Here is a 22,326-nt window from a genome sequence, read left to right as displayed (position 1 = left end):
TGAGCGTTGTCTCACCCATTCCAACGGCGGGTTACTCGGACGTATGGTGTCCCGAACGTCCAACGCACAACCTCTGGGGCCGTGACGGCACTGACGTCATTGGTCCCTCGTTGTGTGCGGGTCTGGAACCACCAGTCCCGATACACAGTGATCGACCTGTCGACCGGGTCCGCCGGCCGCACTCGCGGCACGGGGGCGTGGATCCCGGCGTACGGCCTCCCGTCGACGCCTGCTCGTGCGGTGTTGAACCTCCCGGACGTGGGGGCGGGCCGGGCCTCGCCGGTGCCGGTCATCCCCCACCCGGGCGCACACCGAATCGGAGGCGTCCCGAGCAGCAAGGAACCTCCATGGCGTCCAGCCAGACGAAGGACGCTGCCCAGCAGGGAACCCCTGCCAACGGCGGCAAGACCTTCTTCGGCCACCCCCGCGGTCTGGCCACTCTCTTCATGACCGAGATGTGGGAGCGCTTCTCCTACTACGGCATGCGGGCTCTGCTCGTGTTCTACCTGGTCTCCGGCGGCGCCGATGCCGCGACCGGCAGCCAGGGCGGCGGACTCGCGATGACCGCGGTCACGGCCACGGCCATCTACTCCGTCTACGTCTCCATGGTCTACCTCATGGCCATGCCCGGCGGCTGGTTCGGCGACCGCGTCTGGGGCGCCCGCAAGACCGTCGCCATCGCAGGCTTTGTGATCATGGCCGGTCACTTCTCGCTGGCCGTCCCGGGCCAGGCCATGTTCTTCGTCGGCCTCATCCTGGTCGCCATCGGTTCCGGTCTGCTGAAGGCCAACATCTCCACGATGGTGGGCCACCTGTACGACGGCCCGGACGACCCCCGTCGCGACGGCGGCTTCACGCTCTTCTACATCGGCATCAACCTCGGCGCCTTCGTAGCCCCGTTCGTCGTCGGTACGGTCGGCAAGGAGCACAACTGGCACCTGGGCTTCGCGCTCGCCGCGGTCGGCATGGGCCTGGGCTTGGCCCAGTTCCTCATCGGCACCAGGAACCTGAGCCCGCAGAGCAACGTCGTCCCGAACCCGCTGAGCGCCGAGGAGCGCAAGACGCTCCTGACGAAGGTCGCTCTCGTGGTCGCCGCCGTCGCCGTCTTCTACGGTGCCGTGATCGCCATCGGCGCCTTCACGCTGAAGTGGGCGATGGTTCCGCTGACGCTCGTCGGTCTGGTCATCCCGATCGCCGTGCTGGTCCGCATCAAGCGCGACAAGGAACTCTCGGTCACCGAGCAGTCCAAGATGAACGCCTACATCTGGTTCTTCGTGGCCGCCGCCATCTTCTGGATGATCTACGACCAGGGTGGTTCGACCCTGTCGCTCTTCTCGGACGCCAAGACCGCGGACAAGCTGTTCGGGCTCGGCTTCTCGGCCACCTGGTACCAGTCCCTGAACCCGCTCTTCGTGATGGCACTGGCTCCGGTCTTCGCCTGGCTGTGGCTGTGGCTGGCCCGCAGCAACCGTGAGCCCAACACCATCGTGAAGTTCGCGATGGGCCTGGTGCTCGTCGGCGCTTCCTTCTTCGTCTTCATCGTCCCGATGGGCATGGCCGACGGCGGCACCAAGGTCTCCCCGATGTGGCTGGTCACGATCTACATGATCCAGACCATCGGTGAGCTCTGCCTCTCCCCGGTCGGCCTCTCGGTCACCACCAAGATGGCGCCGCAGAAGTACGCCTCGCGCATGATGGGCGTCTGGTTCCTGGCCGTCACCGCGGGTGACTGCACCACCGGCCTGCTCTCGCTGGCCGGCGTGAGCCTCGATGGCATCGGCATCATCGCGATGCAGGCTTCACTCGCGGCCCTCGCGGGTCTCGCGGTGTTCATGTACCGCAAGAAGGTCCAGGTGCTGATGGGTAGCGTCCACTAGCCCGTCCCGGCCATGCGTGAGGGCTCCGGCAGTTCGCTGCCGGAGCCCTCACGCATTTCCGCGTTTCCGTCGGCGCATTCCCTCGGGCGCGCATTTTCTCATTTCTCCCGAATCGCCCCGCTGAGCACCCTTGCTATTCACGTCGGACGCAGCGGTCCAATGGACCGTCAATTTAATGGTCCGTCACATGTATTGAGCCGAGCAATTCTCTTGCCTAATGTCTTCCTGCACGCGGAAATCGTGGCCTGACCAGCCAAGAAGCTGTCTATGACACGTCGCAGAACGCCGCGTACTCAGAACGAAAAACGGGAGCATTATCATGCTGAAGAAAATTGCCGCCGCCGGGGCCCTGGCCGCTCTTCTGACCCTTGGGGGCGCGGCGACCGCCAACGCTTCCAGCCTGGGTTCGGGCAGCCCCGCGAAGTGGCAGGACGGGAGCGTCGGCTACGCGGGAGGCTGCGCGATCGCCGCTCTGTGGGGCGTCAAGTGCGGCTGAGCACCCGCGGGTAGGACAGAAGACGAGTGGCCGTCGGCAGTCGCCGACGGCCACTCGCTCTTTCGGGGCCGGCCGAAGGGCCGTCCCACGGCCATCGCCCAGGTCAGCGGTGCAGGCGCCGTCGCGGCAGGAAAGTGAACACCGCGCCGCCCAGCAGGACGAGCGTGCCGGCGACGAGGCCGAGCGCGGTCAGCGCGCCGTGGTCGGTGGCGCCGGTTTTGGCCAGGCCGCCACTGCCCCCGGACGTGCCGCCCGACCCCGACGTGCCGGCCGATCCGGACGTGCCGCCGGACGCCGCACCGCCCGCGGAGCCGCCCGCCGTCCCGCCGGCCGTCCCGCCGGAGGTGCCGCCCGGCTGCGCCGAGGTGTTCAGGGTGAGCGAGGCGCCGGGGTCCTTCTCCGGGGTGCAGGTGGTGGTCGTCCCCAGGGCGTTGACGGTGAGCACGCCCGGCGTCAGCGTGGCCTTGCCGGTGGCGCCCGGCTTGTAGGTGCCCTTCAGGTCGGGGATCTCGATCGGGTCGCCCGACTTGATCGGCTTGCTGTTGGTGGGCCCCTCGGTCGTCACCGAGCCCTTGTCCGCGCCACCCACCGCGACGTCCATCGACGGTTTGACCGAGCCGGCCGGGATGTCCGCCGGGCTGTTCATGACGGACTTCTTGAACTGCACCGTCAGGTCGTAACCGCCGTTCTTCTTCACGGCGTTGATCTGCACCGGCGAGGTCGCCTTCTTGTCCCCGATGGGCGTCTTGCAGGCGTACGGGACCTGGACCTCGGCGCCCTTGTACGCGGTGCCGTCGGGGTCGCCGCCGGAGCCGCCCGAACCGCCGGTGGACCCGGTGGAGCCGGTGGACCCGGAGGACCCCGTGCCGCCCGAGGAGCCGCCCGAACCGCCGGAGGTGCCCGCGCTGCTGCCGCCGGTACCGCCCGTGTTGCCCCCGGAGGACGTACCGGCGGTGGTCCCGCCGCTCGTCCCGCCGCTCGTCCCACCACTCGCCCCGCCGCTCGTGCCGCCGGAAGAGCCCCCGCCGTCGGTCACCGTGACCGTGACGGCGGGACGGACCGTCTCCTTGGGCGAGCACTTGGTGTCCGTGGAGATCGGCTGGTTGACGTTGATGTTGTAGAAGCCGGGCGTCAGGGTGACCTCGCCGGGCTTGGTCAGCTTCAGCTTGCCCGTCATGTCGGACAGCTTCATCGGACTGCCCTTGGGGATCGGCGGGTTCTGCCGCGGCCCCTGCATCGGCAGCTCGCCGGTCTGCGCCCCGGCGACCGTGATCGTGCCGGTCGGCTGGACGGTGTCCTGCCCCAGGTCGAGGATGTCGGGGTTCTTCGACGCGGCCTCGACGGTCTTCCAGACCACCGTGATCTCGTCGCCGACCTTCGCGGTCGCGGGCGCGCTGACGTCCACCTTCGTCGTGCCCTCGATCGGCGGCAGCCCCGATATCGGCGGCGGCAGGCACTCCGTCTTGTAGGACACCTCCGCTGCCTGTGCGGTACCGGCCATGGCCACCGCGCCCGCACCCGCGAGCACCAGCGCGGCCGCCGAGGCCACCGCGGCTCTCCTCCGTTGCCTCATCACGCAGAACCTTTCGACGTCGGTCGTTCGGTTGATGTGGTGGTGGACGGTGCGGTGTCCGGGGTGAACCACGGCAGTACGGGAGCGCCGTCCGGCGTCCCTCCGGGGTCACGGTTCCTGGTGTGCCGGCCGGCGTACCGGGCGAGGCGGACGCCGCCGCGCCGGCCGCGGGCGGCGGTGGTCCCGCGGGCGGGGCGGACACGGTCCACGATCGCCATGCCGACGCGGAAGACGGCCGTCGGGACGACCACGCAGAGCAGCACCCAGAAGAGCGTCACGCCCCACGGCCGGCCGACCCCCCAGGGCTGCTCGACCAGCAGCCGGCCGCCGTACTTGAGGGAGACCAGATAGTCCCCGTGCGCCCCGGCGGCCAGCTCCACCGGGAGCCTGACCTCGGCCTTCCGGCCGGCGGGGACGGTTCCCCGCCACTGCTGGTCCTCCCACTTGGGCGCGAAGACGCCGTGCGAGGTGCCGACCTGGAAGACCGGGTCCTTGGCCGGCGCCGAGCCGAGGTTGCCGACGGTGACGGTCAGTTCGCGCTGCGCCGGGGCGCCGAACCAGGTCAGCAGCCCGCTGCTGCCGGTCAGCCGGGGCTGCGCGAGCACCGCCAGCCGGCCGGCGCTGACGTCCCGGGGCAGCGGTGCCACCGGGTGCCCGGCCACCTTGAACGCGGCGTCCACGCCGGCCGCCGGGCCGGTCACGCTCGCCACGTGCACCACGCAGGGGCAGGGCTTGGGCGGTTCGGCGACCGGCAGGTTCGTGCGGAACGCGCCGTCCGCGCCGGTGGTGACGGTCCGTCCGTCGCCGTTGGCGCAGGAGTTGGTGCCGCCGATCATGTTCTGCCCGCAGATCAGCAGCGTCAGCAGGGCGTGGGGCCGCCAGCCCCGGCCGGTCACGGTGACGCTGCCGCCCGTGCCGGCCTCCTTCTGCGCCACCGCCGCCGAGGGCGCGCCGTCGGCCGCGGCGGCGGGCGGGCCGGGGAGGAGGAGCGCGGGCAGCAGGGCGAGCGCGAGCGCCGCGAGCAGGGCCGGGGCGCGGCGGCGGCCGGGGCGCCGGCGCGCCCGGAGCCGTCCGCGGGGTGGCCGGGCGCGCGCCCCTGGGGGCGCCGCGACCGCGGCTCCGGTGATGGCCGTCGCTGTCCCGCTCTCGCCGTTCACGCGCGCACCCCTGATCCCGTCCTCGTGCCCGTCCTCGTGCAAGTGCCGGTCTCCGTCGCGCTGTTCGCACCGGTCTTCGTGTCCGCGGCTTCCGTCACGGCGCCGGGCGCTTCGCCGTCCGGGCCCACCGCCGACGGGTCGGCGCGGCCGGCCCGCCGGCGGCGCCGTACGACGGCCCAGCCGCCGCCGGCCGCCAGGAGGAACACCGGCGCGGCGGCGGCGCCCCAGGGGACGGCGGTGTACCCGGCGGTGGCGGCGTCGTGCGCACCGCCCGCCGCCGTCGCGGTGAGCCGTACGTCCACCGCGTCGAGGGCGGGCGGATCGGGCCAGGTCTCGGTGCGGTCGACCTGTGCGCCGGGTGGGAGGGCGACCGGCAGGGCGCGGCCGGCGCGGCGCAGCAGTGGCCCGAACAGGCCGTCGGCGCGCACCGCGAGCCGCGGCCTGAGCACCGTGTTCCCCCGGTTGACCAGGGTGTACCGGATCACCGCCGCACTCCCCCGGCGGCGTACGGAAACCCGCTCGACGGTCAGCGCGGACAGCGCGGGGCCGGTGACCCTCAGCCGCACCGGCACCCGGCACCGGGCGCCCGGCGCGCCCGGCCCGGTGGCGACGATGGTGCCGGGGTGGTCTCCGGGGGAGGCGTCCCGCGGCACCGTCACGGTGAACGGCACGGTCGCCCGGGTGCGCGGCGGAACGGTCACCTCCGCCGTGCCGAACAGCAGCCACGCGCCGGCCCCGTCCCGGGCCCCGTCGCCCCGCAGCCGTACGGTGACGGCCCGGTCGGAGGGGTTGCCGACGGCCAGCCGGTCGGTCATGGCGGTGCCCGGCGCGCCCTCCAGGTAGAAGTACGCGCGGTCCGCCCCGCTGGGCGCGGCGGACCAGCCCGGCGCGGCGGGGGCGGCCCGGTCGGCCGTCGCGGCCGGGCCGGCGGCCGGGCGGGCCGCGGCCGGGGTGGGGCTCAGCAGGACGGCGGCGGCCGTGACGGCCGCACCGGTGACCGCGGCGCGAGTACGGAACGGCATCGGCGGCTCCCGGTGTGCGTCAGGCCCGTTGGTGACGGCGGGTCAGCCAGAGTGCGCCGGCCGCGCCGGCCAGCAGGACGGTGCCGCCGAGGGTGCCCAGCGCGATGGCGGAGTCCGCGGGTCCGGTCTGCGGCAGCCGGCCGCCGCCGGACGAGCCGCCCGCGCCGCCGGTACTGCCGCCGCCGGTGCTGCCGCCGGAGCCGCCGGCGGCCTTCACGTCCAGCGTCAGCGAGGGCTTGGGGCTGTTGCTCGGCGTACAGGTGGTGGTGGTGCCCAGCGCCTTGATGGTGAGGGTCGACGCGGTGAAGGTGACCTTGCCGCTCGCCCTGGGCGTGTACGTACCGCTCAAGTCGCTGATCTTGATGGGGGTGTTGGCCGGTATCGCCTCGGCGTTGGGGGGTCCGGAGACCGGCACCGTACCGTTCTCCGCGCCGCCCAGCTTGATCAGCGCGCTCGGCTTCATGGCGCCCTTGCCCAGCTCGACGGGGCTGGAGGAGACGCCCTTCTGGAAGGACATGACGAGCTTGTACGCTCCCCCGCTGGGGGTCCCCTTGATGTCGATGGGCGATACCGCGCCCTTGTTGCCGATCGGTGTCCTGCACTGGTAGTTGACGTCGACGACCTCGGCGTGCGCGGCCGGCGCGGCGAGCAGCACCGCGGATCCGGCCGTCAGCGCCGCCGTCGCGGCCAGGCCGGCCGCCCGGCGTCGGCCGCCGTGCTGTGTGTGGAAGCGGGCCACCTTGAGTTCCCCTTCTCCCGGGTAGCGCACCGCCGAAGTTACTGACGGCACATCAGATGGGTCGCTCAAGGTACGCCGGGGACCTTGTCGAGGGAAGGCACAGCACAGCCCAATCGGGCGGCGGCGGCCCTGACACGACGCAGCCCTGACACGACAGAGCGCGGGCCCGCAGGCCCGCGCTCGCTCGCCGTTGGCCCGCCCACCGTCAGGACGGTGCGGCGAGCTCCGCCCAGACGGTCTTGCCCGCGCCGTCGGTGTTGCGCACCACGCCCCAGTCCAGGCACAGCCGCTGCACGATGAACATGCCGTGGCCGCCGGGGCGTCCGGGGCGGTGCGGGCTGCGCGGCGCCGGCGAACCCGCGCCCAGGTCGCTGACCTCCAGGCGCAGCACCTTGGCCGCACAGCGCAGCCGCAGCTCCTCGGGGCCCTCGGCATGCAGGCAGGCGTTGGTCACCAACTCCGAGACGACGAGCAGCACATCCTCGGCCGCGGCACGCTGGTCGGCGTTGCCGGCCGGCAGCCAGCCCCAGTCCTGCAGGGCCTCGCGCGCGAAGTCGCGGGCCCGCGCCACGGTGCCCCGGGTGCCCGCCAGGCGCAGCCGGCGGATCTGGCCCGACGGGGCGGCGGAGGCCGGGGCGTCGGCGGAAGCACCGGCGGTGGGGGCACCACCCATGCCGTCAAGGCTATGGGGGCCCGGCTCCGGGCCGAGATCGCCCGGCGGGTACGGCCGGGTGGTGCTCATCAGCGCTTCACCTCACCGATTCGCCATTTCACGGAAAACAGCTGCCTGACTGATTCAACGGATTCAGGTGTCTCCTGCCCGAGCGGACCGTGAGAACACCCACTTCTTGGGTACGGAAGTTGTGACACGGACTACGTGCCCGGAATACAACCATCCGGACACCGCGGCCGGGTCAGTCGGCCAGGGCCGCGTCGAGTGAGTCGTGCACCGTGAAGACCGCCTCCGCGCCGGTGATCTCGAAAACCCGGGCGACCACCGGCTGCATCCCGGCCAGATGGACCCCACCCCCCGCGGCCTCCGCTTTCAGGCGCGCACCGAGCAGCACGTTCAGCCCGGTGGAATCCATGAACTCAAGGGGTGAGCAGTCCACCACGAGGCGTGCATATCCGTCGTCGACACAGCCCTCCAGTGACTCACGCAACAGATCCGCGGTGTGGTGATCGAGCTCACCCGCGACGGTCACGACCGCGCTGGCGCCGTGATGGCGGATCTCGACGTGAAGCCGGCCCCGGCTCGCACTGCCGACCGTCCCGCGGTCCATGCGCGCGCACCCCTTGCTGCCTAGACGACTGTTTTGCATACGACACTGCTTGCGACTGCGCTTGAAGAACCCTACGCCTTCATGACGCTCACCGGTAGCCAAACAATGGGCATATCACCGAAATACGGACATCGCGCACTTGCCATCTTCAGGCAAAGCCAGGTAGGCGTAGAAGGACACATTCGAAACGGCCGGCTTTGGAGGCGCCGCACACCGCAGTTTCACGTAGAGGCATCGGCAGCCATATGCCGAGAACGATGGAGGAGACCCATGTCACCCCGGCTCGACGAATTGCGCACCGAAGACACCCGGAGCCCCGCATCGTCGACACCCCCGTCCGACCCGACCGGGCACATCCCTTCCCAGCCGCACGCCGCCGAATCCGATCCGGTGGATCTGACTGAGATCGACGGTCTGCCCGAGATCCCGCCGTTCGACGAGGTGGGTCCGGTGGACGCGAGGGCCCTGTCGAAAACCCTCTTCGAGCGCATGGAATCGCTGGAAGAAGGCACCCACGAATACGCGTACGTCCGCAACACCCTGGTCGAGCTCAACCTCGCGCTGGTGAAGTTCGCGGCCTCCCGGTTCCGCTCCCGCAGCGAACCCATGGAGGACATCGTCCAGGTCGGCACCATCGGCCTGATCAAGGCGATCGACCGCTTCGAACTCAGCCGCGGCGTGGAGTTCCCGACGTTCGCGATGCCGACCATCGTCGGCGAGATCAAGCGCTTCTTCCGCGACACCAGTTGGTCGGTGCGCGTACCGAGGCGGCTGCAGGAACTCCGCCTGGACCTGGCCAAGGCGGGCGACGAGCTGGCGCAGAAGCTGGACCGCGCACCCACGGTGAAGGAGCTCGCCGAGCGCCTCGGCATCACCAATGACGAGGTCGTCGAAGGGATGGCCGCGAGCAACGCGTACACCGCGAGCTCGCTGGACGCCCAGCCCGAGGAGGACGACAGCGAAGGCGCGCTGGCGGACCGCATCGGCTATGAGGACAACGGCCTCGAAGGCATCGAGTACGTCGAGTCGCTCAAGCCGCTGATCGCCGAACTCCCGCCGCGGGACCGGAAGATCCTCTCGCTGCGCTTCGTCGCCAACATGACGCAGTCCGAGATCGGCGAGGAGCTGGGCATCTCCCAGATGCACGTCTCCCGGCTGCTCTCCCGCACCCTCGTACGGCTCCGCAAGGGCCTGATGATCGAGGAGTAGCCCCGCGGTCGCGGCCGGCCCCCGAGGCCGGCGGTCGCCCGTGCACACGAGGGCCCGCCCCGGATCGGTCCGGGACGGGCCCTCTGTGCGTCCGCACGCCGCCCTCAGAGGCGAACGCCGCGGTGCCAGACGTCCGTCACCAGCGGCACGCCCGGACGGTAGGCGAGGTGGACGTGCGAGGGCGCGTCCAGCAGGAGGAGGTCGGCGCGGGCGCCCGGGCCGATCCGGCCGACGTCGGTGCGGCGCAGCGCGCGGGCGCCGCCGGCGGTCGCCGACCAGACCGCCTCGTCCGGCGTCATCCCCATGTCGCGGACGGCCAGCGCGATGCAGAACGGCATGGAACTGGTGAAGGACGAGCCGGGGTTGCAGTCCGTGGAGAGCGCGACGGTGGCGCCGGCGTCGAGCAGCGGGCGGGCGTCGGGCCACGTGGCGCGGGTGGAGAACTCGGCGCCCGGCAGGAGGGTGGCGACGGTGTCGGACTGGGCGAGGGCGTCGATGTCGGCGTGGGTGAGGTGGGTGCAGTGGTCGGCGGAGGCGGCGCCGAGTTCGACCGCGAGCTGGACGCCGGGGCCGTGGCCGAGCTGGTTGGCGTGCACCCGCGGCACCAGGCCCCTTGCCATGCCCGCGGTGAGGACGGCGCGCGCCTGGTCGCCGTCGAAGGCGCCCCGCTCGCAGAAGACGTCGACCCAACGGGCGTGCGGGGCGCAGGCGTCCAGCATGGGGCCGGTGACGAGGTCGACGTAGCCGGCCGGGTCGTCGGCGTAGTCGGGCGGGACGATGTGCGCGCCGAGGAAGGTGACCTCGTCGGTGTGCGCGGCGGCGATGCGCAGCGCGCGGGCCTCGTCCTCGACGGTGAGGCCGTAACCGGACTTGGTCTCCTGGGTGGTGGTGCCCTGGCGCAGGCCCTCGGCGAGGTAGCGGGCGACGTTGGCGTGCAGTTCGTCGTCGCCGGCGGCGCGGGTGGCGGCGACGGTGGTGCGGATGCCGCCGGCGGAGTAAGGGCGGCCGGACATACGGGCGTTGAACTCGGCTGTGCGGTCGCCGGCGAAGACCAGGTGGGAGTGGGAGTCGACGAAGCCGGGGAGCCCGGCGCGGCCGGCCGCGTCGACGGCGTTGTCGGTGGCGGGTGCTTTGCTTGAGGGACCGACCCAGGCGATGCGGTCGCCGTCGATGACGACGGCGGCGTCCTGGATCAGACCGAGGGGGCCTTCACCGAGGGAGGGGTCGTTGGTGACGAGCTGGGCGATGTGGGTGATGGCGGTGGTCGGCGCGGAGGTCGTCGTCATCGCGGGGGTGCTCTCCTTCGTCCGTCGGCGGCGCGAGCCGGGCGGAGTGGGGGTGGGGGTCAGCCGCGTACGGCGGCGATGGAGTCGGCGAGGGCGGTGGGCACGTCGGCGACGCGTGTGTGCACGCCGTCCCGGACGATCTGTCGGCCGCCCACGATGGTGTGCCGCACATCTGCCGCGGAGGCGGCGAATACGGCCGTCTCGGCGCCCAGTCGGGGCAGCGGTCCGGCGGTGCGTACGGAGTCCAGCCGGATCGTGGTGAGGTCGGCGAGCGCCCCGGGTGCCAGGGTGCCGGCGTCGTCCCAGCCCAGGGCGGCGTGCCCGTCGGCGGTGGCGGCGCGCAGCAGGGCGGCGGCGGTCCAGTGGCCCCGGGTGCGGGTGCGCAGCCGCTCGTCCAGCTCCATGGCGCGGGCCTCTTCGAGCAGGTCGATGACGGCGTGGCTGTCGCTGCCGAGGGAGAGCGGGCTGCCCTGTTCCTGGAGCGCCACGGCCGGTCCGATGCCATCGGCGAGGTCCCGCTCGGTGGTCGGGCACATGCACACGCCGGTGGTGCTGCCGCCGAGCAGGGCGATGTCCTCGTCGGTGAGGTGGGTGGCGTGCACGGCCGTGGTGCGCGGGCCCAGCACCCCGTGGTCGGCCAGCAGCCGGGTGGGGGTGCGGCCGTGGGCCGCGCGGCAGGCGTCGTTCTCGGCGGTCTGCTCGGAGAGGTGGACGTGCAGCGGTGCCCGCCGCTCCCGGGCCCAGTCGGCGACGGTGCCCAACTCCCCGGCGGGGACGGCGCGTACGGAGTGCACGGCGGCGCCGATCCGGGCGTGCTCGCGGCCCTTGAGGGCGTCGGCGCGCTCCGCCCAGGCGTCCGCGGTGCCGTCCGAGAAGCGCAGCTGGTGCCGGTTGGGCGGGTCGCCGAAGCCGGCGGAGAGATAGGCGGTGTCGAGGAGGGTGATCCGGATACCGGCGTCGGCGGCTGCCGCGATCAGCGCCTCGCCCATCGCGTTGGGGTCGTCGTAGCGGGAACCGCCGGGCGCGTGGTGGAGGTAGTGGAACTCTCCGACACAGGTGATGCCGGCGAGCGCCATCTCGGCGTAGACGGCGCGGGCGAGTTGGAAGTAACTCTCCGGGGTGAGTTTGTCGGCAATCCCGTACATGACTTCGCGCCAGGTCCAGAATGAATCCGGCGCACGCCCCATGTCTTCCACCGCCACTCGGCTCCGCGCAAGCGGAGGTGACCCGGTCCCGCTGCCGACCTGCACGGTGCCACGCAGGGCGCGGTGGAAGGCGTGGCTGTGGGCGTTGGCGAGCCCGGGGAGGGTCAGCCCGCGCAGCGCCTCCGCGCCCGGTGGCGGCGTGGGCGTCCCGGTGCGGACGGCGGTGATCCGCCCGTCCGCCACGTCCACGGCCACGCCCGGCTCGACGTGGGTGCCGAGCCAGGCGTGCTCCAGCCAGTACGTCATCGGTGTTGCCTGCGGCGTCAGCGGCACGCCAGCCCCTCCAGTACGTCGGCGAGTGCGGTGACCCCGGCGACGCAGTCGTCCTCGGTCGCCGTTTCGGCGGGCGAGTGCGAGACGCCGGTGGGGTTGCGGACGAACAGCATGGCCGTGGGGACGGTTCCGGACAAAATACCGGCGTCATGGCCGGCGCCGGTGCCGAGGACGGGCACCGGCCGCTCGCCCTCCTTGCCGAGGATCGCGCCCAGTTCGTCCCGCAGGGCGTGCTGAAACTCCACGACCGGGGTGAAGGACTCCCGCACGACGCTCAGTTCGACGCCGTCGCGGGCGGCGCGTTCGGCGGCGGCCTGCTCGATGCCGGTGATCACGGTGTCCAGGGTGTCCTGGCCGGCGGCGCGGGCGTCCAGCCAGCCCCGGACCAGCGAGGGGATGGCGTTGACGCCGTTCGGCTCGACGCTGATCTTCCCGAAGGTGGCCAGGGCACCGGCCAGCCGGGCCTGCTCGCGGGCGGCGAGCACGGTCGCGGCGTAGGAGAGCATCGGGTCGCGGCGGTCTTCCAGCCGCGTGGTGCCGGCGTGGTTGGCCTCGCCGCGGAAGTCGAACCGCCAGCGGCCGTGCGGCCAGATGGCGGAGGCGATGCCGACCGGGTCGCCGGACAGGTCGAGGGCGCGGCCCTGCTCGACGTGGAGTTCGACGAACGCACCGATGGCGGCGAGCCGTTCCGGGTCCGGGCCGATGGCCTCGGGGTCGTGGCCGGCGCGCTCCATGGCTTGCGGGAGGGTGACGCCGTCGCCGTCGCGCAGCCGGTGGGCGGCCTCGGTGGTCAGCGCCCCGGCGGCGAGGCGGGAGCCGACGCAGGCCAGGCCGAAGCGGGCGCCTTCCTCGTCGCCGAAGTTGACGATGGCCAGCGGCCTGCCGAACTCCGCTCCCCGCCGCCGGAGTTCGTCGAGCGCGGCGAAGGAGGAGACGACGCCCAGCGGGCCGTCGAAGGCGCCGCCGTCCGGTACGGAGTCCAGGTGCGAGCCGGTGACGACGGCCTCGCCGGGGGCCACGTCCTGGGAGGTGGTCGCGCCGAGCCAGGCCCACTGGTTGCCGTTGCGGTCCAGTTCGTAGGCCAGCCCGCGGGCCTCGGCCTGCGCCCGGAACCACGCCCGGCAGTCGGTGTCCGCGCCGGTCCAGGCGAAGCGCCGGTAGCCCCCGGAGGAGGAGTCGCGGCCGAGGGGCCGCAACTCCTCCCACATCTCGTGGAACGAGGAGCTCACGCGCCCTCGCCCTCGCGCATGGGGATGCGGACGCCGCGCTCCGCGGCCACCTCTTCGGCGCGCTCGTAGCCCGCGTCGACGTGCCGGATGACGCCCATGCCGGGGTCGTTGGTGAGCACCCGGCGGATCTTCTCGCCGGCCAGCGGCGTGCCGTCGGCGACCGTGACCTGCCCGGCGTGGATCGAGCGGCCCATGCCGACGCCGCCGCCGTGGTGCAGCGAGACCCAGGAGGCGCCGGAGGCGACGTTGACCATGGCGTTGAGCAGCGGCCAGTCGGCGATCGCGTCCGAGCCGTCCTTCATGGCCTCGGTCTCGCGGTAGGGGGAGGCGACGGAGCCGCAGTCGAGGTGGTCGCGGCCGATGGCCAGCGGCGCCTTCAGGGTGCCGTCGGCGACCATCTCGTTGAACCGCTCGCCGGCCTTGTCGCGTTCGCCGTAGCCGAGCCAGCAGATCCGGGCGGGCAGGCCCTGGAAGTGGACCCGCTCCCCCGCCAGCTTGATCCAGCGGGCCAGCGACTCGTTCTCGGGGAAGAGGTCGAGGATGGCGCGGTCGGTGGCCGCGATGTCGGCCGGGTCGCCGGAGAGCGCCGCCCAGCGGAACGGTCCCTTGCCCTCGGCGAACAGCGGCCGGATGTAGGCGGGGACGAAGCCGGGGAAGGCGAAGGCGCGCTGGTATCCGGCGAGTTGGGCCTCGCCGCGGATCGAGTTGCCGTAGTCGAAGACCTCGGCGCCGGCGTCCATGAAGCCGACCATGGCCTCGACGTGCCGGGCCATCGACTCACGGGCGCGCTGGGTGAAGTCGGCGGGCTTCTCGGCCGCGTAGGCCGCCATGTCGGCGAAGTCGATGCCGACGGGCAGGTAGGCGAGCGGGTCGTGGGCGCTGGTCTGGTCGGTGACGATGTCGATCGGGGCGCCCTCGGCGAGCATCTGCGGGAGGAGTTCCGCGGCGTTGCCGAGCAGGCCGATGGAGAGCGGCCTGCGCTGGTCGCGGGCCTCGACGGCGAGCTGGAGGGCGTGTGGGAGGCTGTCGGCCTTCACGTCCAGGTAGCGGTGCTCGATGCGGCGCTCGATGGCGCGCGGGTCGCAGTCGATGCAGATCGCGACGCCGTCGTTCATGGTGACGGCGAGCGGCTGGGCGCCGCCCATGCCGCCGAGGCCGGCGGTGAGGGTGATGGTGCCGGCCAGCGATCCGCCGAACTTCTTGGCCGCGACCGCCGCGAACGTCTCGTAGGTGCCCTGGAGGATGCCCTGGGTGCCGATGTAGATCCACGAACCGGCCGTCATCTGGCCGTACATGGTCAGGCCGAGGGCCTCCAGGCGGCGGAACTCCTCCCAGTTGGCCCAGTCGCCGACGAGGTTGGAGTTGGCGATCAGCACCCGCGGCGCCCACTCGTGCGTCTGCATCACGCCGACCGGCTTGCCGGACTGGACGAGCATGGTCTCGTCCTGCTTGAGCGTGGTCAGGGTGCGCACCATCGCGTCGAACGAGCGCCAGTCGCGGGCGGCCTTGCCGGTGCCGCCGTAGACGACGAGCTGGTCCGGATGCTCGGCCACCTCGGGGTCGAGGTTGTTCTGGAGCATCCGCAGCGCTGCTTCCTGCTGCCATCCCAGAGCACTCAGCTCCGTACCGCGCGGTGCCCGCACGGGTCGCGGTCCCGACATGGGCCGTGCCTCCCTGACATCGAATGGATTGACCTATTCACATCTTGGCTTCGCTGAATAGCCCTAGTCAACAGGGCAGGGCGAGGTCGTTTCGACTTGCCCGCCAGGAAAGCCGGTGCTAACTTTCCCAGTAGGCAAGTAAACGCGGGGGCGGTCCGGCCTGATCCGGTCCGACGCGCCCCGGCGGTCCAGCAACGTCTTCGGGGAGGCGATGGCATGACCACGACGGTGGATGCCGAGCGGGCCTGGCAGGATCTCCAGCGGATCCGGGTGCCGCAGGAGCGGGTGTACGACGAGGTCGAGCGGTGCGCGCACGGCGATCCCAAGGTGACCTACGTCATGGCCACGGTCATGTGGGTCTACCTCGCCGCCATGGGGCTCAAGCTCCCGGGGTGGGGCATGTGGCTGACGATCGCCGCCTATGTCGGCATCCTGGGCACCCTGGCCGTCGTCTACAGCCGCCGCACCCGGGTGCGGCTGCACCGCTCCCGGTACAGCTGGCGCACCTACGCCACGTTCCTCGCGGGCATGGTCGTCACCGGCGGCACGATCCTGCTCTCCGACCAGCTGGCGGACTCCTTCGCCCTGCCCTACCCCAGCCTGATCACGGCCACCGCCGCAGTCACCGCGTTCGTCCTCTTCACGGGACCGGCGAACCGCTGGGCGGTCAGCCCGCTCCGCGAACGTGCGCTGCGCGACCAGGCCACAGAAGCCATCCACGAGGAGGCGGGCCCTTGAGCACCCCCACGGGATTCGACGAACTGATCCATCCCTCCACCCGGTTGTCGGTGGTGGCCCTGCTGGCCGCCACGGAATGGGCTGACTTCCCGTTCATCCGCGACAGCCTCTCGCTCAGCGACTCCGCGCTCTCCAAGCAGCTGCACACCCTGGAGGAGGCCGAGTACCTGGAGATCCGGAAGGAGGGCGGCGGACGCAAACGCCGCACGCGGGTACGGCTGACGGCCCGCGGGCGCACCGCCTTCGAAGGCCATGTCGCCGCTCTTCGCGCCATCGTCGAGGGCGCGAGCCCCGCGGCGGCGCAGCAGACGGCACCCCAACAGCAGCACGCGGAGGCGAGCCGATGACCGGCACCACGACCAGCACCCCCACCACCGCGGCCGGATCCCGCCAACCGGTCGTCTCCGCACGGGACGTGCGGATGTCGTACGGCAGCACCGAGGTGCTCCAGGGCGTCGACCTGGACATCCACCGCGGGGAGATCTTCGCCCTGCTGGGCCCCAACGGCGCCGGGAAGACCACCACCGTCGAGATCCTGGAGGGCTTCCGGCAGCGCTCCGGCGGCGAGGTCCGGGTCCTCGGGGAGGACCCGGCGCGCGGCGACGATGCCTGGCGCGGCCGGATCGGCCTGGTGCTCCAGTCGTGGCGCGACCACCGCCGCTGGCAGGTCGCCGAGCTGCTGCGGCACTTCGCGACGTACTACCCCGATCCGCGCGACCCGGAGGAGCTGCTGGAGCTGGTCGGCCTCACCCACCGGGCCGGGCACCGGGTCGACCAGCTGTCCGGCGGCCAGCGCCGGCGCGTCGACGTCGCGCTCGGCATCATCGGCCGCCCCGAGCTGCTCTTCCTGGACGAGCCCACCACCGGCTTCGACCCCGAGGCGCGCCGCGAGTTCCACGACCTGGTCGAGCGGCTGGCCCGCGACGAGGGCGTCACGATCCTGCTGACGACCCATGACCTGGCCGAGGCCGAGCGGCTCGCCGACCGCATAGCGATGCTGGTCAACGGCCGTATCCGGGTCTGCGGCACACCCGCCGAGCTGGCCGGTCGGGCCGCCGCCCAGGCGGAGGTCCGCTGGACGGGGGCGGACGGCGCCCCGCGCCGCGAGCGCACCGCGGACCCCTCCGGGCTGGTCTGGGAGCTGCACCGCGAGGCCGCCGGGCCGATCGCCGACCTGGAGGTCCGCCGGCCGACGCTGGAGGACACCTATCTGCACATGGTGCACGAGCACGCCGACGGCGCCACGGGCGCCCGTGCCACCGGGACATCCGGGAACGCCAAAACCGCCGGAACCGCCGGAACCGCCGGAACCGCCGAAAACACGGCCCTGGTGGGCGCCGGGACGGGGGAGGAACGATCCGTATGAGGGAGAGGGACATGACAGCGGTGCGGGACAGGACCGCGCGGGGCGGGGCCGGTGCGACGGACGGGACCGGCGCCCCGGGGCCGGGCCGCGCCCGCGGCCGGCGGCTGCGTTCATGGCAGGCGGGGGTGCGGCGCGGCGGTATCGAGGTGCGTCATCTCCTGCGCAACCGCAAGGAGTTCGTCAGCTATCTCAGCAATGTGGTCGTCGCCCTGATGGTCGCCTCCTTCATCCATGACGACCTGCCCGGCACCCACATCCCCGCGGCGCATCTGACGATCGCCGGGTTCGCCGCCTATCTGCTGTTCCAGGTGGGGCTGATCAACCTCCCGCAGATCCTGGTGACCGAGCGCGACGAGGGCACCCTGCTGCGACTGCGGGCCACGCCCGGCGGCATACCGGCCTATCTCGTCGCCAAGTCGGTGCTGATCGTCGTCATGGCGGTGGGCATCATGACGGTCCTGCTGGGCGCCGCCGCGCTGCTGGTGAACGGGCCGCTGCCGCACAGCCCCGCCGGCTGGCTGACGCTGATATGGGTCACCGCGCTCGGTCTGCTCGCCGTCGTGCCACTGGGCGCGGCCATCGGCGCCGTGCTGCCCAACGCCCGCGAGGCGCTGGCGATGATCATGCTGCCCGCGATGGCGCTGCTGGTGACCTCGGGCGCGATGTTCCCGATCAGTCATCTGCCGGTGGTGGTGCAGGACGTGGCGTCGGTCTTCCCGCTCCGGTGGATGGCGCAGGGCGTGCGCTCGGCCCTGCTGCCGGACGCCGCACGGGCCGCGGAGCTGTCCGGCTCCTGGCAGCTGCCGACGGTCGCGCTGGTGCTGGCCGGCTGGGCCGTGGTCGGCTTCCTGCTCGCCATCCCGCTGCTGCGCCGCGCCGCCCGCCGCGAGTCCGGCTCCCGGCTGACCGAGCGCCAGGGCAAGGCGCAGATGAGCGGTTCCCTCGCGGCGTAGCGGGCCGCACGCACGGCGGGCCGGGGCGGAATCCAGGGGTTGTCGTTCGGATCCTGCGAAGATCCGGAGGACAGGCCCCGGCCCGCCCCGCAGCTCGTGGCGCGACCCCCCTGCGCAATGATGAAGTTGAGCCATGACCTTCACGGACCGAGACCGTGCCGTTCAGGCAGCCATTGCGCAGGGGCTGGTCAGCCCGAGGCAGCCCGTTGCCGGGTTCCTCGACATCGCCGCGATCCGCAGATCGGCTGCCGAACTCCGCTCCGCCTTCGAGGAGTTCACCGCCCCCGGCACCCCGGTCCTGCACGCCTTCGCGGTGAAGGCCGCCTCGCTCGTGCCGGTGCTCAGACTGCTCGCGCAAGAGGGGCTCGGCTGCGAGGTGGCCAGCCCCGGCGAGCTGGCGCTGGCCCGGGCCGCCGGCGTCCCGGCCCGGCACACGGTCCTGGACTCCCCCGCCAAGACCCTCGCCGAGCTGCGTGAGGCGCTCGCCCTGGGCATCGCGGTCAACGTCGACAACCACGAGGAACTGGCCCGTATCGACCGGATGATGGCCTCGGCCCCGTCCACCGCGCCGATAGGGCTGCGGGTCAATCCGCAGCTCGGCGGCGGCGCCATCGGCGCGATGAGCACCGCCACCGACACCTCCAAGTTCGGCGTCCCGCTGCGCGACGCGGGCGCCCGGGACTGGATCGTCCGGGCCTTCCTCGACCGCCCGTGGCTGACCCGGCTGCACGGCCACGTCGGCTCCCAGGGGATGCCGCTGGAACGGATGGCCGAGGGCGTGCGGGCGCTGTACGAACTCGCGGAGGAGGTCAACGAGAAGGCCGGCCGGGCGCAGATCACCACCCTCGACATCGGCGGCGGCCTGCCGGTCAACTTCTCGTCCGACGCGGTCACCCCGACCTTCCGCGACTACGCCGCCCTCCTCCGCTCGGCGGTCCCCGGGCTGTTCTCCGGGCGCTACGGCCTGGTCACCGAGTTCGGCCGCTCACTGCTGGCGAAGCACGGCACGGTCCTGGCCCGCGTCGAGTACGCGAAGTGGGCCGGCGGGCGTCCCATCGCCCTCACCCACGCCGGCGCCCAGGTCGCCACGCGTACGGTCTTCGCCCCCGAGTCCTGGCCGATCCGGGTCGCGGCCTACGACGCCGCCGGCCGCCCCAAGACGGGCACCCCGGTGCCCCAGGACATCGCGGGCCCGTGCTGCTTCGCCGGCGACCTGGTCGCCGAGAACCGCCCGCTGCCGCTCCTGGAGTCCGGCGACCACGCCGCCCTCCTGGACACCGGCGCCTACTACTTCTCGACCCACTTCGCCTACAACTCCCTGCCCCGGCCGGGCGTTTACGGCTATGCGACCGCGCCCGACGGCAGCGTCCGCTTCGCCACCGCCCGCACCCCGCAGACCCTCGAAGAGATCACCGCGGAGAGCGGCGGCGCGCATGCGAACGAGCTGCGGAGGCTGGGGCTGGGCTGACGGCCGCGGGCCGGTCGGCACCGGCCCGCGGCTCACTCCACGAACAGGCCCCGCTCCGCCGCCTTCGCGTCGAACTCCTCCAGGCGCGCCTGGGCGTCCGGAAGGGCGTCGCACATGGCCTCCAGGAGGACACGGCCCAGGAGCATCGGGGCACAGGCCGTGTCGAAGGCCAGACCGGTGCCGACCGGCGTCGGCAGCAGCAGGTCGGTGTGGTGGGCGACGGGGGCGAAGGCGCTGTCGGCGACGGTGACGACGGTCAGGCCGGCGGAACGGGCGTACTCCAGCGCGTCGATGACCTCGCGCGGGTGGCGGGGCAGCGCGAAGCAGATCAGGGCGGTGGCGCCGGCGCGTACCGCGGCGTCGACGCGGTCGGTGAGCATCGTGCCGCCCTCGTCCAGGAGCCGGACGTCGGGGTGGACCTTGCGGGCGAAGTAGGCGAAGCCGGCGGCCTGGGCGGTGGCGGCGCGCAGTCCGAGGACCGGCAGCGGGCGGGAGGCCGCGAAGAGCCGGCCGGCCTCGATCACCGGCCCGGGGTCGGCGAGGGCGTCGGAGAGGTGCCGGAGGTTGTCGATCTCCTCCTGGACGGCCTGCTGGTACTCGTTGTACGTGCCGGTGTCGCCGGGCTTCTCGGCGGGGGCGACATCGCGCAGATGCCGGCGGAGCGCCGGGTAGCCGTCGAAGCCGAGGGCGACCGCGAAGCGGGTGACGGACGGCTGGCTGACCCCGGCCAGTTCGGCCAGTTCCACGCTGGAGAGGAACGGCGCGTCGGCGGCCCGGCGCACCATGCAGTGCGCGATCCGGCGCTGGGTGGGTGTCAGCCGGTGCCCCTCGAAGAGCCGCTGGAGGCGGGCGGCGGTCCCGATGGTGGCGGTGGCGTCGGCAGCCGCGTCCCACTCTGCGTCGCCGGCCGCACCGGGACGCACCGCCGGTGCCGTGCCGGCCGGCGCCGGGCCCGTACGCGTCTCGTCGGCCGCGGCGGTGCGGCCACCGTTGTCCCCGCTCATCGCCTCTTCTTCCCGCCCCGTTCGGGGCCTTGTCGTATGTCGACCGACTGTACGTAATTCCCGGCCCCGGCCGGTGCCGGCTACCCGTCGGGGACCGGATCCGGCCGGATCCGGGCGCAGGATCCCGAACGCCCGGACCGCGCGCCGCCCACCTCATCCCTCATCGCGCCACCCCCTCAGACCGCCGCCAGCCGGTCCAGCAGCGCCCCGGCCGCCGCGACGTCCTCCGTCAGCGGGCGGTCCGCCATCCGGGCGTCGAGGGCCCGGGCGGCGATCCGGAAGGCGCCGGCAAGCGGGACGTCCGGCTCGGGCTCCAGCGACCGCAGCCGCAACGCCCGTACCGCGGCGACGAGTTCGCAGGCCAGGACGTGCCGGTAGGGGCCGCAGGCGCGCAGCGTCTGCCGGGCGGCCAGGGAGGCGAAGCTGGCTTGCTCCTCGACGCCCCGGGAGAGGACGGCGTCGCCGAGGGAGGCCGGGTGGGAGACCGCCCGCAGCTCGCCGAGGGCGGCGCCGGCGGCATATTCGAGGATCATGACGCCGGAGCTGGCGGGGGCCGCGTCGCCCAGGAAGGGGCGCAGCCGGGTGAGGTCCGGTTCGGAGAGCGCGGCGAGCCGGGCGGTGGAGAGCCTGGCGGTCTGCAGGACGGCCAGCCGGAAGGCGTCCAGGGCGAGCGCGGTGTGCGCGGCGTAGAAGTTGCCGTGGTGGTAGGCGGCCTGGTCCTCGACGCTGATCAGGGGGTTCTCGGCGGCGGCGTTCAGTTCGACGGTCAGCACGGCGTCGAGCGCGTCGGCGGCGTCCAGGGCCGGGCCGTGGATCTGCGGGACGCAGCGGAAGCCGTACGGGTCCTGGATGCGGCCCAACGGCGCTGCGGGGCGGGCCGGGACGCCGGACAGGGTGCGGATGCGGGCCGCGGCGGCGGCCGAGCCGGGGTGCGGTCGGGCGAGCACGACGGGTTCGGCGAACGCTTCGTAGGAGCCGCCGACGGCGAGGAGGGAGAGCGCCGCGACGGGGAGCGCGGCGGCCAGCAGGCGGCGCAGTTCGTCGAGGGCGAGCGCGGACTGGCCGAGGGTGAGGGCGTTGCTGCTGATCAGGGCCAGTGCGTCGTTGTTGTCGAGCGGGACGGTGGCGGGCGGGTGGCCGCCGGGGGCGCAGCGCCAGGGGTGTTCGCCGGCGAGCGCGAGACCGGTCTGGGCGAGGGCGGCGAGGTCGCCGGTGCCGACCGCGCCGTATTCGTTGACGACGGGATAGGCGCCGGCGTCCAGGGCGGCGATCAGGGAGGTGATGACGGCGGGGTCGAGGCCGGCGCCGCCCGCCAGCAGCTGGTTGGCGCGGACCGCGAGCATGGCGCGGACCTCGCGGCCGGGCAGCGGGTCGCCGATGGCGCCGGCGTGGCTGCGCAGCAGGCGCAGTCCGTGGTCGGCGTCGGCGGCCCCGACGTCCTCGGTGCGGTTGGCGCCGACGCCGGTGCTGCGCCCGTAGACCCGGCCGGTGGCGGCGAGCCGGCGGGCGATACGCCAGGACTCCGCGGCGCGGGCGAGGGCCTGGGGTTCCGGGGCGGCGGGGCGGGCGGTGCGCTCGGCGAGGGCGGCGACATCGGCGGTGCGCAGCCCGCTGCCGTCGAGCGTGATGCGCCTGCCGGTGTCCGGCACGGGGGAAACCACAGGGCTCAACTCCCTTGCGCGGCGCCGTTCGCGGACGTGAGCCGGCCGCCTCGTTCCGTACGGTGAGCGGAAGGGACGGGCGGGGGAAAGGCCCCCGGAACGAGCGGTGCCGCCCGCGCCGCACCC

20 protein-coding genes are annotated in these 22,326 nt (G+C 72.9%); 8 read left to right on the top strand and 12 right to left on the bottom strand.

The window, feature by feature from the left end; translation table 11 throughout:
* Positions 1 to 347 precede the first annotated feature (347 nt).
* Together ACO1BR_RS23795 and ACO1BR_RS23790 are read left to right on the top strand one after the other, a co-directional pair.
* Entirely contained in the window at positions 348 to 1,877 is a 1,530-nt protein-coding gene (locus ACO1BR_RS23795; RefSeq protein ID WP_426797109.1) for a peptide MFS transporter, read from the top strand.
* 319 nt (positions 1,878 to 2,196) lie between these two features.
* Entirely contained in the window at positions 2,197 to 2,373 is a 177-nt protein-coding gene (locus ACO1BR_RS23790) for a hypothetical protein (protein ID WP_159503438.1), read from the top strand.
* Positions 2,374 to 2,476: 103 nt separating this feature from the next.
* On the opposite strand, the gene ACO1BR_RS23785 is transcribed toward ACO1BR_RS23790, so the two are convergent.
* From ACO1BR_RS23785 to ACO1BR_RS23760, 6 genes are all read right to left on the bottom strand, one after another.
* On the bottom strand, positions 2,477 to 3,946 hold the full coding sequence (locus tag ACO1BR_RS23785; protein WP_426797108.1) for a hypothetical protein: 1,470 nt from the start codon (positions 3,944 to 3,946) through the stop codon (positions 2,477 to 2,479).
* Complete coding sequence (locus tag ACO1BR_RS23780) at positions 3,946 to 5,103, bottom strand: hypothetical protein (RefSeq protein WP_426797107.1); 1,158 nt, start codon at positions 5,101 to 5,103, stop codon at positions 3,946 to 3,948. The genes ACO1BR_RS23785 and ACO1BR_RS23780 overlap by 1 nt, the downstream gene beginning before the upstream one ends.
* Positions 5,100 to 6,125 carry a hypothetical protein gene (locus ACO1BR_RS23775; protein ID WP_426797106.1) on the bottom strand — a complete coding sequence of 342 codons (1,026 nt, stop codon included), beginning with the start codon at positions 6,123 to 6,125 and terminating at the stop codon, positions 5,100 to 5,102. Before ACO1BR_RS23775 ends, ACO1BR_RS23780 begins: the two co-directional genes overlap by 4 nt.
* Positions 6,126 to 6,144: 19 nt before the next feature.
* Positions 6,145 to 6,864, bottom strand: coding sequence for an LPXTG cell wall anchor domain-containing protein (locus tag ACO1BR_RS23770; RefSeq protein WP_426797128.1), 720 nt, complete (start codon positions 6,862 to 6,864; stop codon positions 6,145 to 6,147).
* Positions 6,865 to 7,069: 205 nt separating this feature from the next.
* Positions 7,070 to 7,606, bottom strand: coding sequence for an ATP-binding protein (locus ACO1BR_RS23765; RefSeq protein WP_426797105.1), 537 nt, complete (start codon positions 7,604 to 7,606; stop codon positions 7,070 to 7,072).
* A 172-nt stretch (positions 7,607 to 7,778) separates the two neighbouring features.
* The gene (locus ACO1BR_RS23760; RefSeq protein ID WP_039635822.1) at positions 7,779 to 8,147 is read right to left on the bottom strand and encodes an STAS domain-containing protein; all 369 of its coding nucleotides are present in this window, start codon (positions 8,145 to 8,147) and stop codon (positions 7,779 to 7,781) included.
* A gap of 270 nt (positions 8,148 to 8,417) precedes the next feature.
* Here ACO1BR_RS23760 and ACO1BR_RS23755 point away from each other — a divergent pair, with 270 nt between their 5' ends.
* Complete coding sequence (locus tag ACO1BR_RS23755; protein WP_426797104.1) at positions 8,418 to 9,356, top strand: RNA polymerase sigma factor SigF; 939 nt, start codon at positions 8,418 to 8,420, stop codon at positions 9,354 to 9,356.
* Positions 9,357 to 9,460: 104 nt separating this feature from the next.
* Here ACO1BR_RS23755 and hutI read toward each other — a convergent pair whose 3' ends face one another.
* Genes hutI through hutU form a run of 4 tightly spaced genes read right to left on the bottom strand, consistent with a single transcriptional unit; the run spans position 9,461 to position 15,010 of the window.
* Entirely contained in the window at positions 9,461 to 10,642 is a 1,182-nt protein-coding gene (hutI, locus tag ACO1BR_RS23750) for an imidazolonepropionase (protein WP_426797103.1), read from the bottom strand.
* A gap of 59 nt (positions 10,643 to 10,701) precedes the next feature.
* On the bottom strand, positions 10,702 to 12,093 hold the full coding sequence (locus ACO1BR_RS23745) for a formimidoylglutamate deiminase (protein WP_426797127.1): 1,392 nt from the start codon (positions 12,091 to 12,093) through the stop codon (positions 10,702 to 10,704).
* Between the two features lie 17 nt (positions 12,094 to 12,110).
* Positions 12,111 to 13,328, bottom strand: coding sequence for an allantoate amidohydrolase (locus ACO1BR_RS23740; protein WP_426797126.1), 1,218 nt, complete (start codon positions 13,326 to 13,328; stop codon positions 12,111 to 12,113).
* 17 nt (positions 13,329 to 13,345) lie between these two features.
* Complete coding sequence (gene hutU / locus ACO1BR_RS23735; RefSeq protein WP_426797102.1) at positions 13,346 to 15,010, bottom strand: urocanate hydratase; 1,665 nt, start codon at positions 15,008 to 15,010, stop codon at positions 13,346 to 13,348.
* Between the two features lie 216 nt (positions 15,011 to 15,226).
* Here hutU and ACO1BR_RS23730 point away from each other — a divergent pair, with 216 nt between their 5' ends.
* The 5 genes from ACO1BR_RS23730 (at position 15,227) to ACO1BR_RS23710 (ending at position 19,535) form a co-directional block, all read left to right on the top strand.
* Positions 15,227 to 15,748 (top strand): DUF1097 domain-containing protein, encoded by a 522-nt coding sequence (locus ACO1BR_RS23730; protein ID WP_426797101.1) that lies wholly within the window; start codon positions 15,227 to 15,229, stop codon positions 15,746 to 15,748.
* Positions 15,745 to 16,095 carry a transcriptional regulator gene (locus ACO1BR_RS23725; RefSeq protein WP_426797100.1) on the top strand — a complete coding sequence of 117 codons (351 nt, stop codon included), beginning with the start codon at positions 15,745 to 15,747 and terminating at the stop codon, positions 16,093 to 16,095. Before ACO1BR_RS23730 ends, ACO1BR_RS23725 begins: the two co-directional genes overlap by 4 nt.
* Positions 16,092 to 17,114: an ABC transporter ATP-binding protein gene (locus ACO1BR_RS23720; RefSeq protein ID WP_426797099.1), complete on the top strand. Its 1,023-nt coding sequence runs from the start codon at positions 16,092 to 16,094 to the stop codon at positions 17,112 to 17,114. Before ACO1BR_RS23725 ends, ACO1BR_RS23720 begins: the two co-directional genes overlap by 4 nt.
* Before the next feature lie 11 nt (positions 17,115 to 17,125).
* On the top strand, positions 17,126 to 18,067 hold the full coding sequence (locus ACO1BR_RS23715; RefSeq protein ID WP_426797098.1) for an ABC transporter permease: 942 nt from the start codon (positions 17,126 to 17,128) through the stop codon (positions 18,065 to 18,067).
* A gap of 133 nt (positions 18,068 to 18,200) precedes the next feature.
* On the top strand, positions 18,201 to 19,535 hold the full coding sequence (locus ACO1BR_RS23710; protein WP_426797097.1) for a diaminopimelate decarboxylase: 1,335 nt from the start codon (positions 18,201 to 18,203) through the stop codon (positions 19,533 to 19,535).
* Positions 19,536 to 19,567: 32 nt separating this feature from the next.
* Here the strand turns inward: ACO1BR_RS23710 and ACO1BR_RS23705 are convergent, their stop codons facing one another.
* Positions 19,568 to 20,539, bottom strand: coding sequence for a MurR/RpiR family transcriptional regulator (locus ACO1BR_RS23705; protein WP_426797096.1), 972 nt, complete (start codon positions 20,537 to 20,539; stop codon positions 19,568 to 19,570).
* 176 nt (positions 20,540 to 20,715) lie between these two features.
* Positions 20,716 to 22,200 (bottom strand): aromatic amino acid lyase, encoded by a 1,485-nt coding sequence (locus ACO1BR_RS23700; protein ID WP_426797095.1) that lies wholly within the window; start codon positions 22,198 to 22,200, stop codon positions 20,716 to 20,718.
* Positions 22,201 to 22,326: the final 126 nt, after the last annotated feature.

The organism is Streptomyces sp. YGL11-2 (assembly GCF_050054615.1).
Lineage (GTDB): Bacteria > Actinomycetota > Actinomycetes > Streptomycetales > Streptomycetaceae > Streptomyces.
Note: the sequence above shows the minus strand (reverse complement) of the source record. Positions and strands in the feature narration are given on the sequence as shown.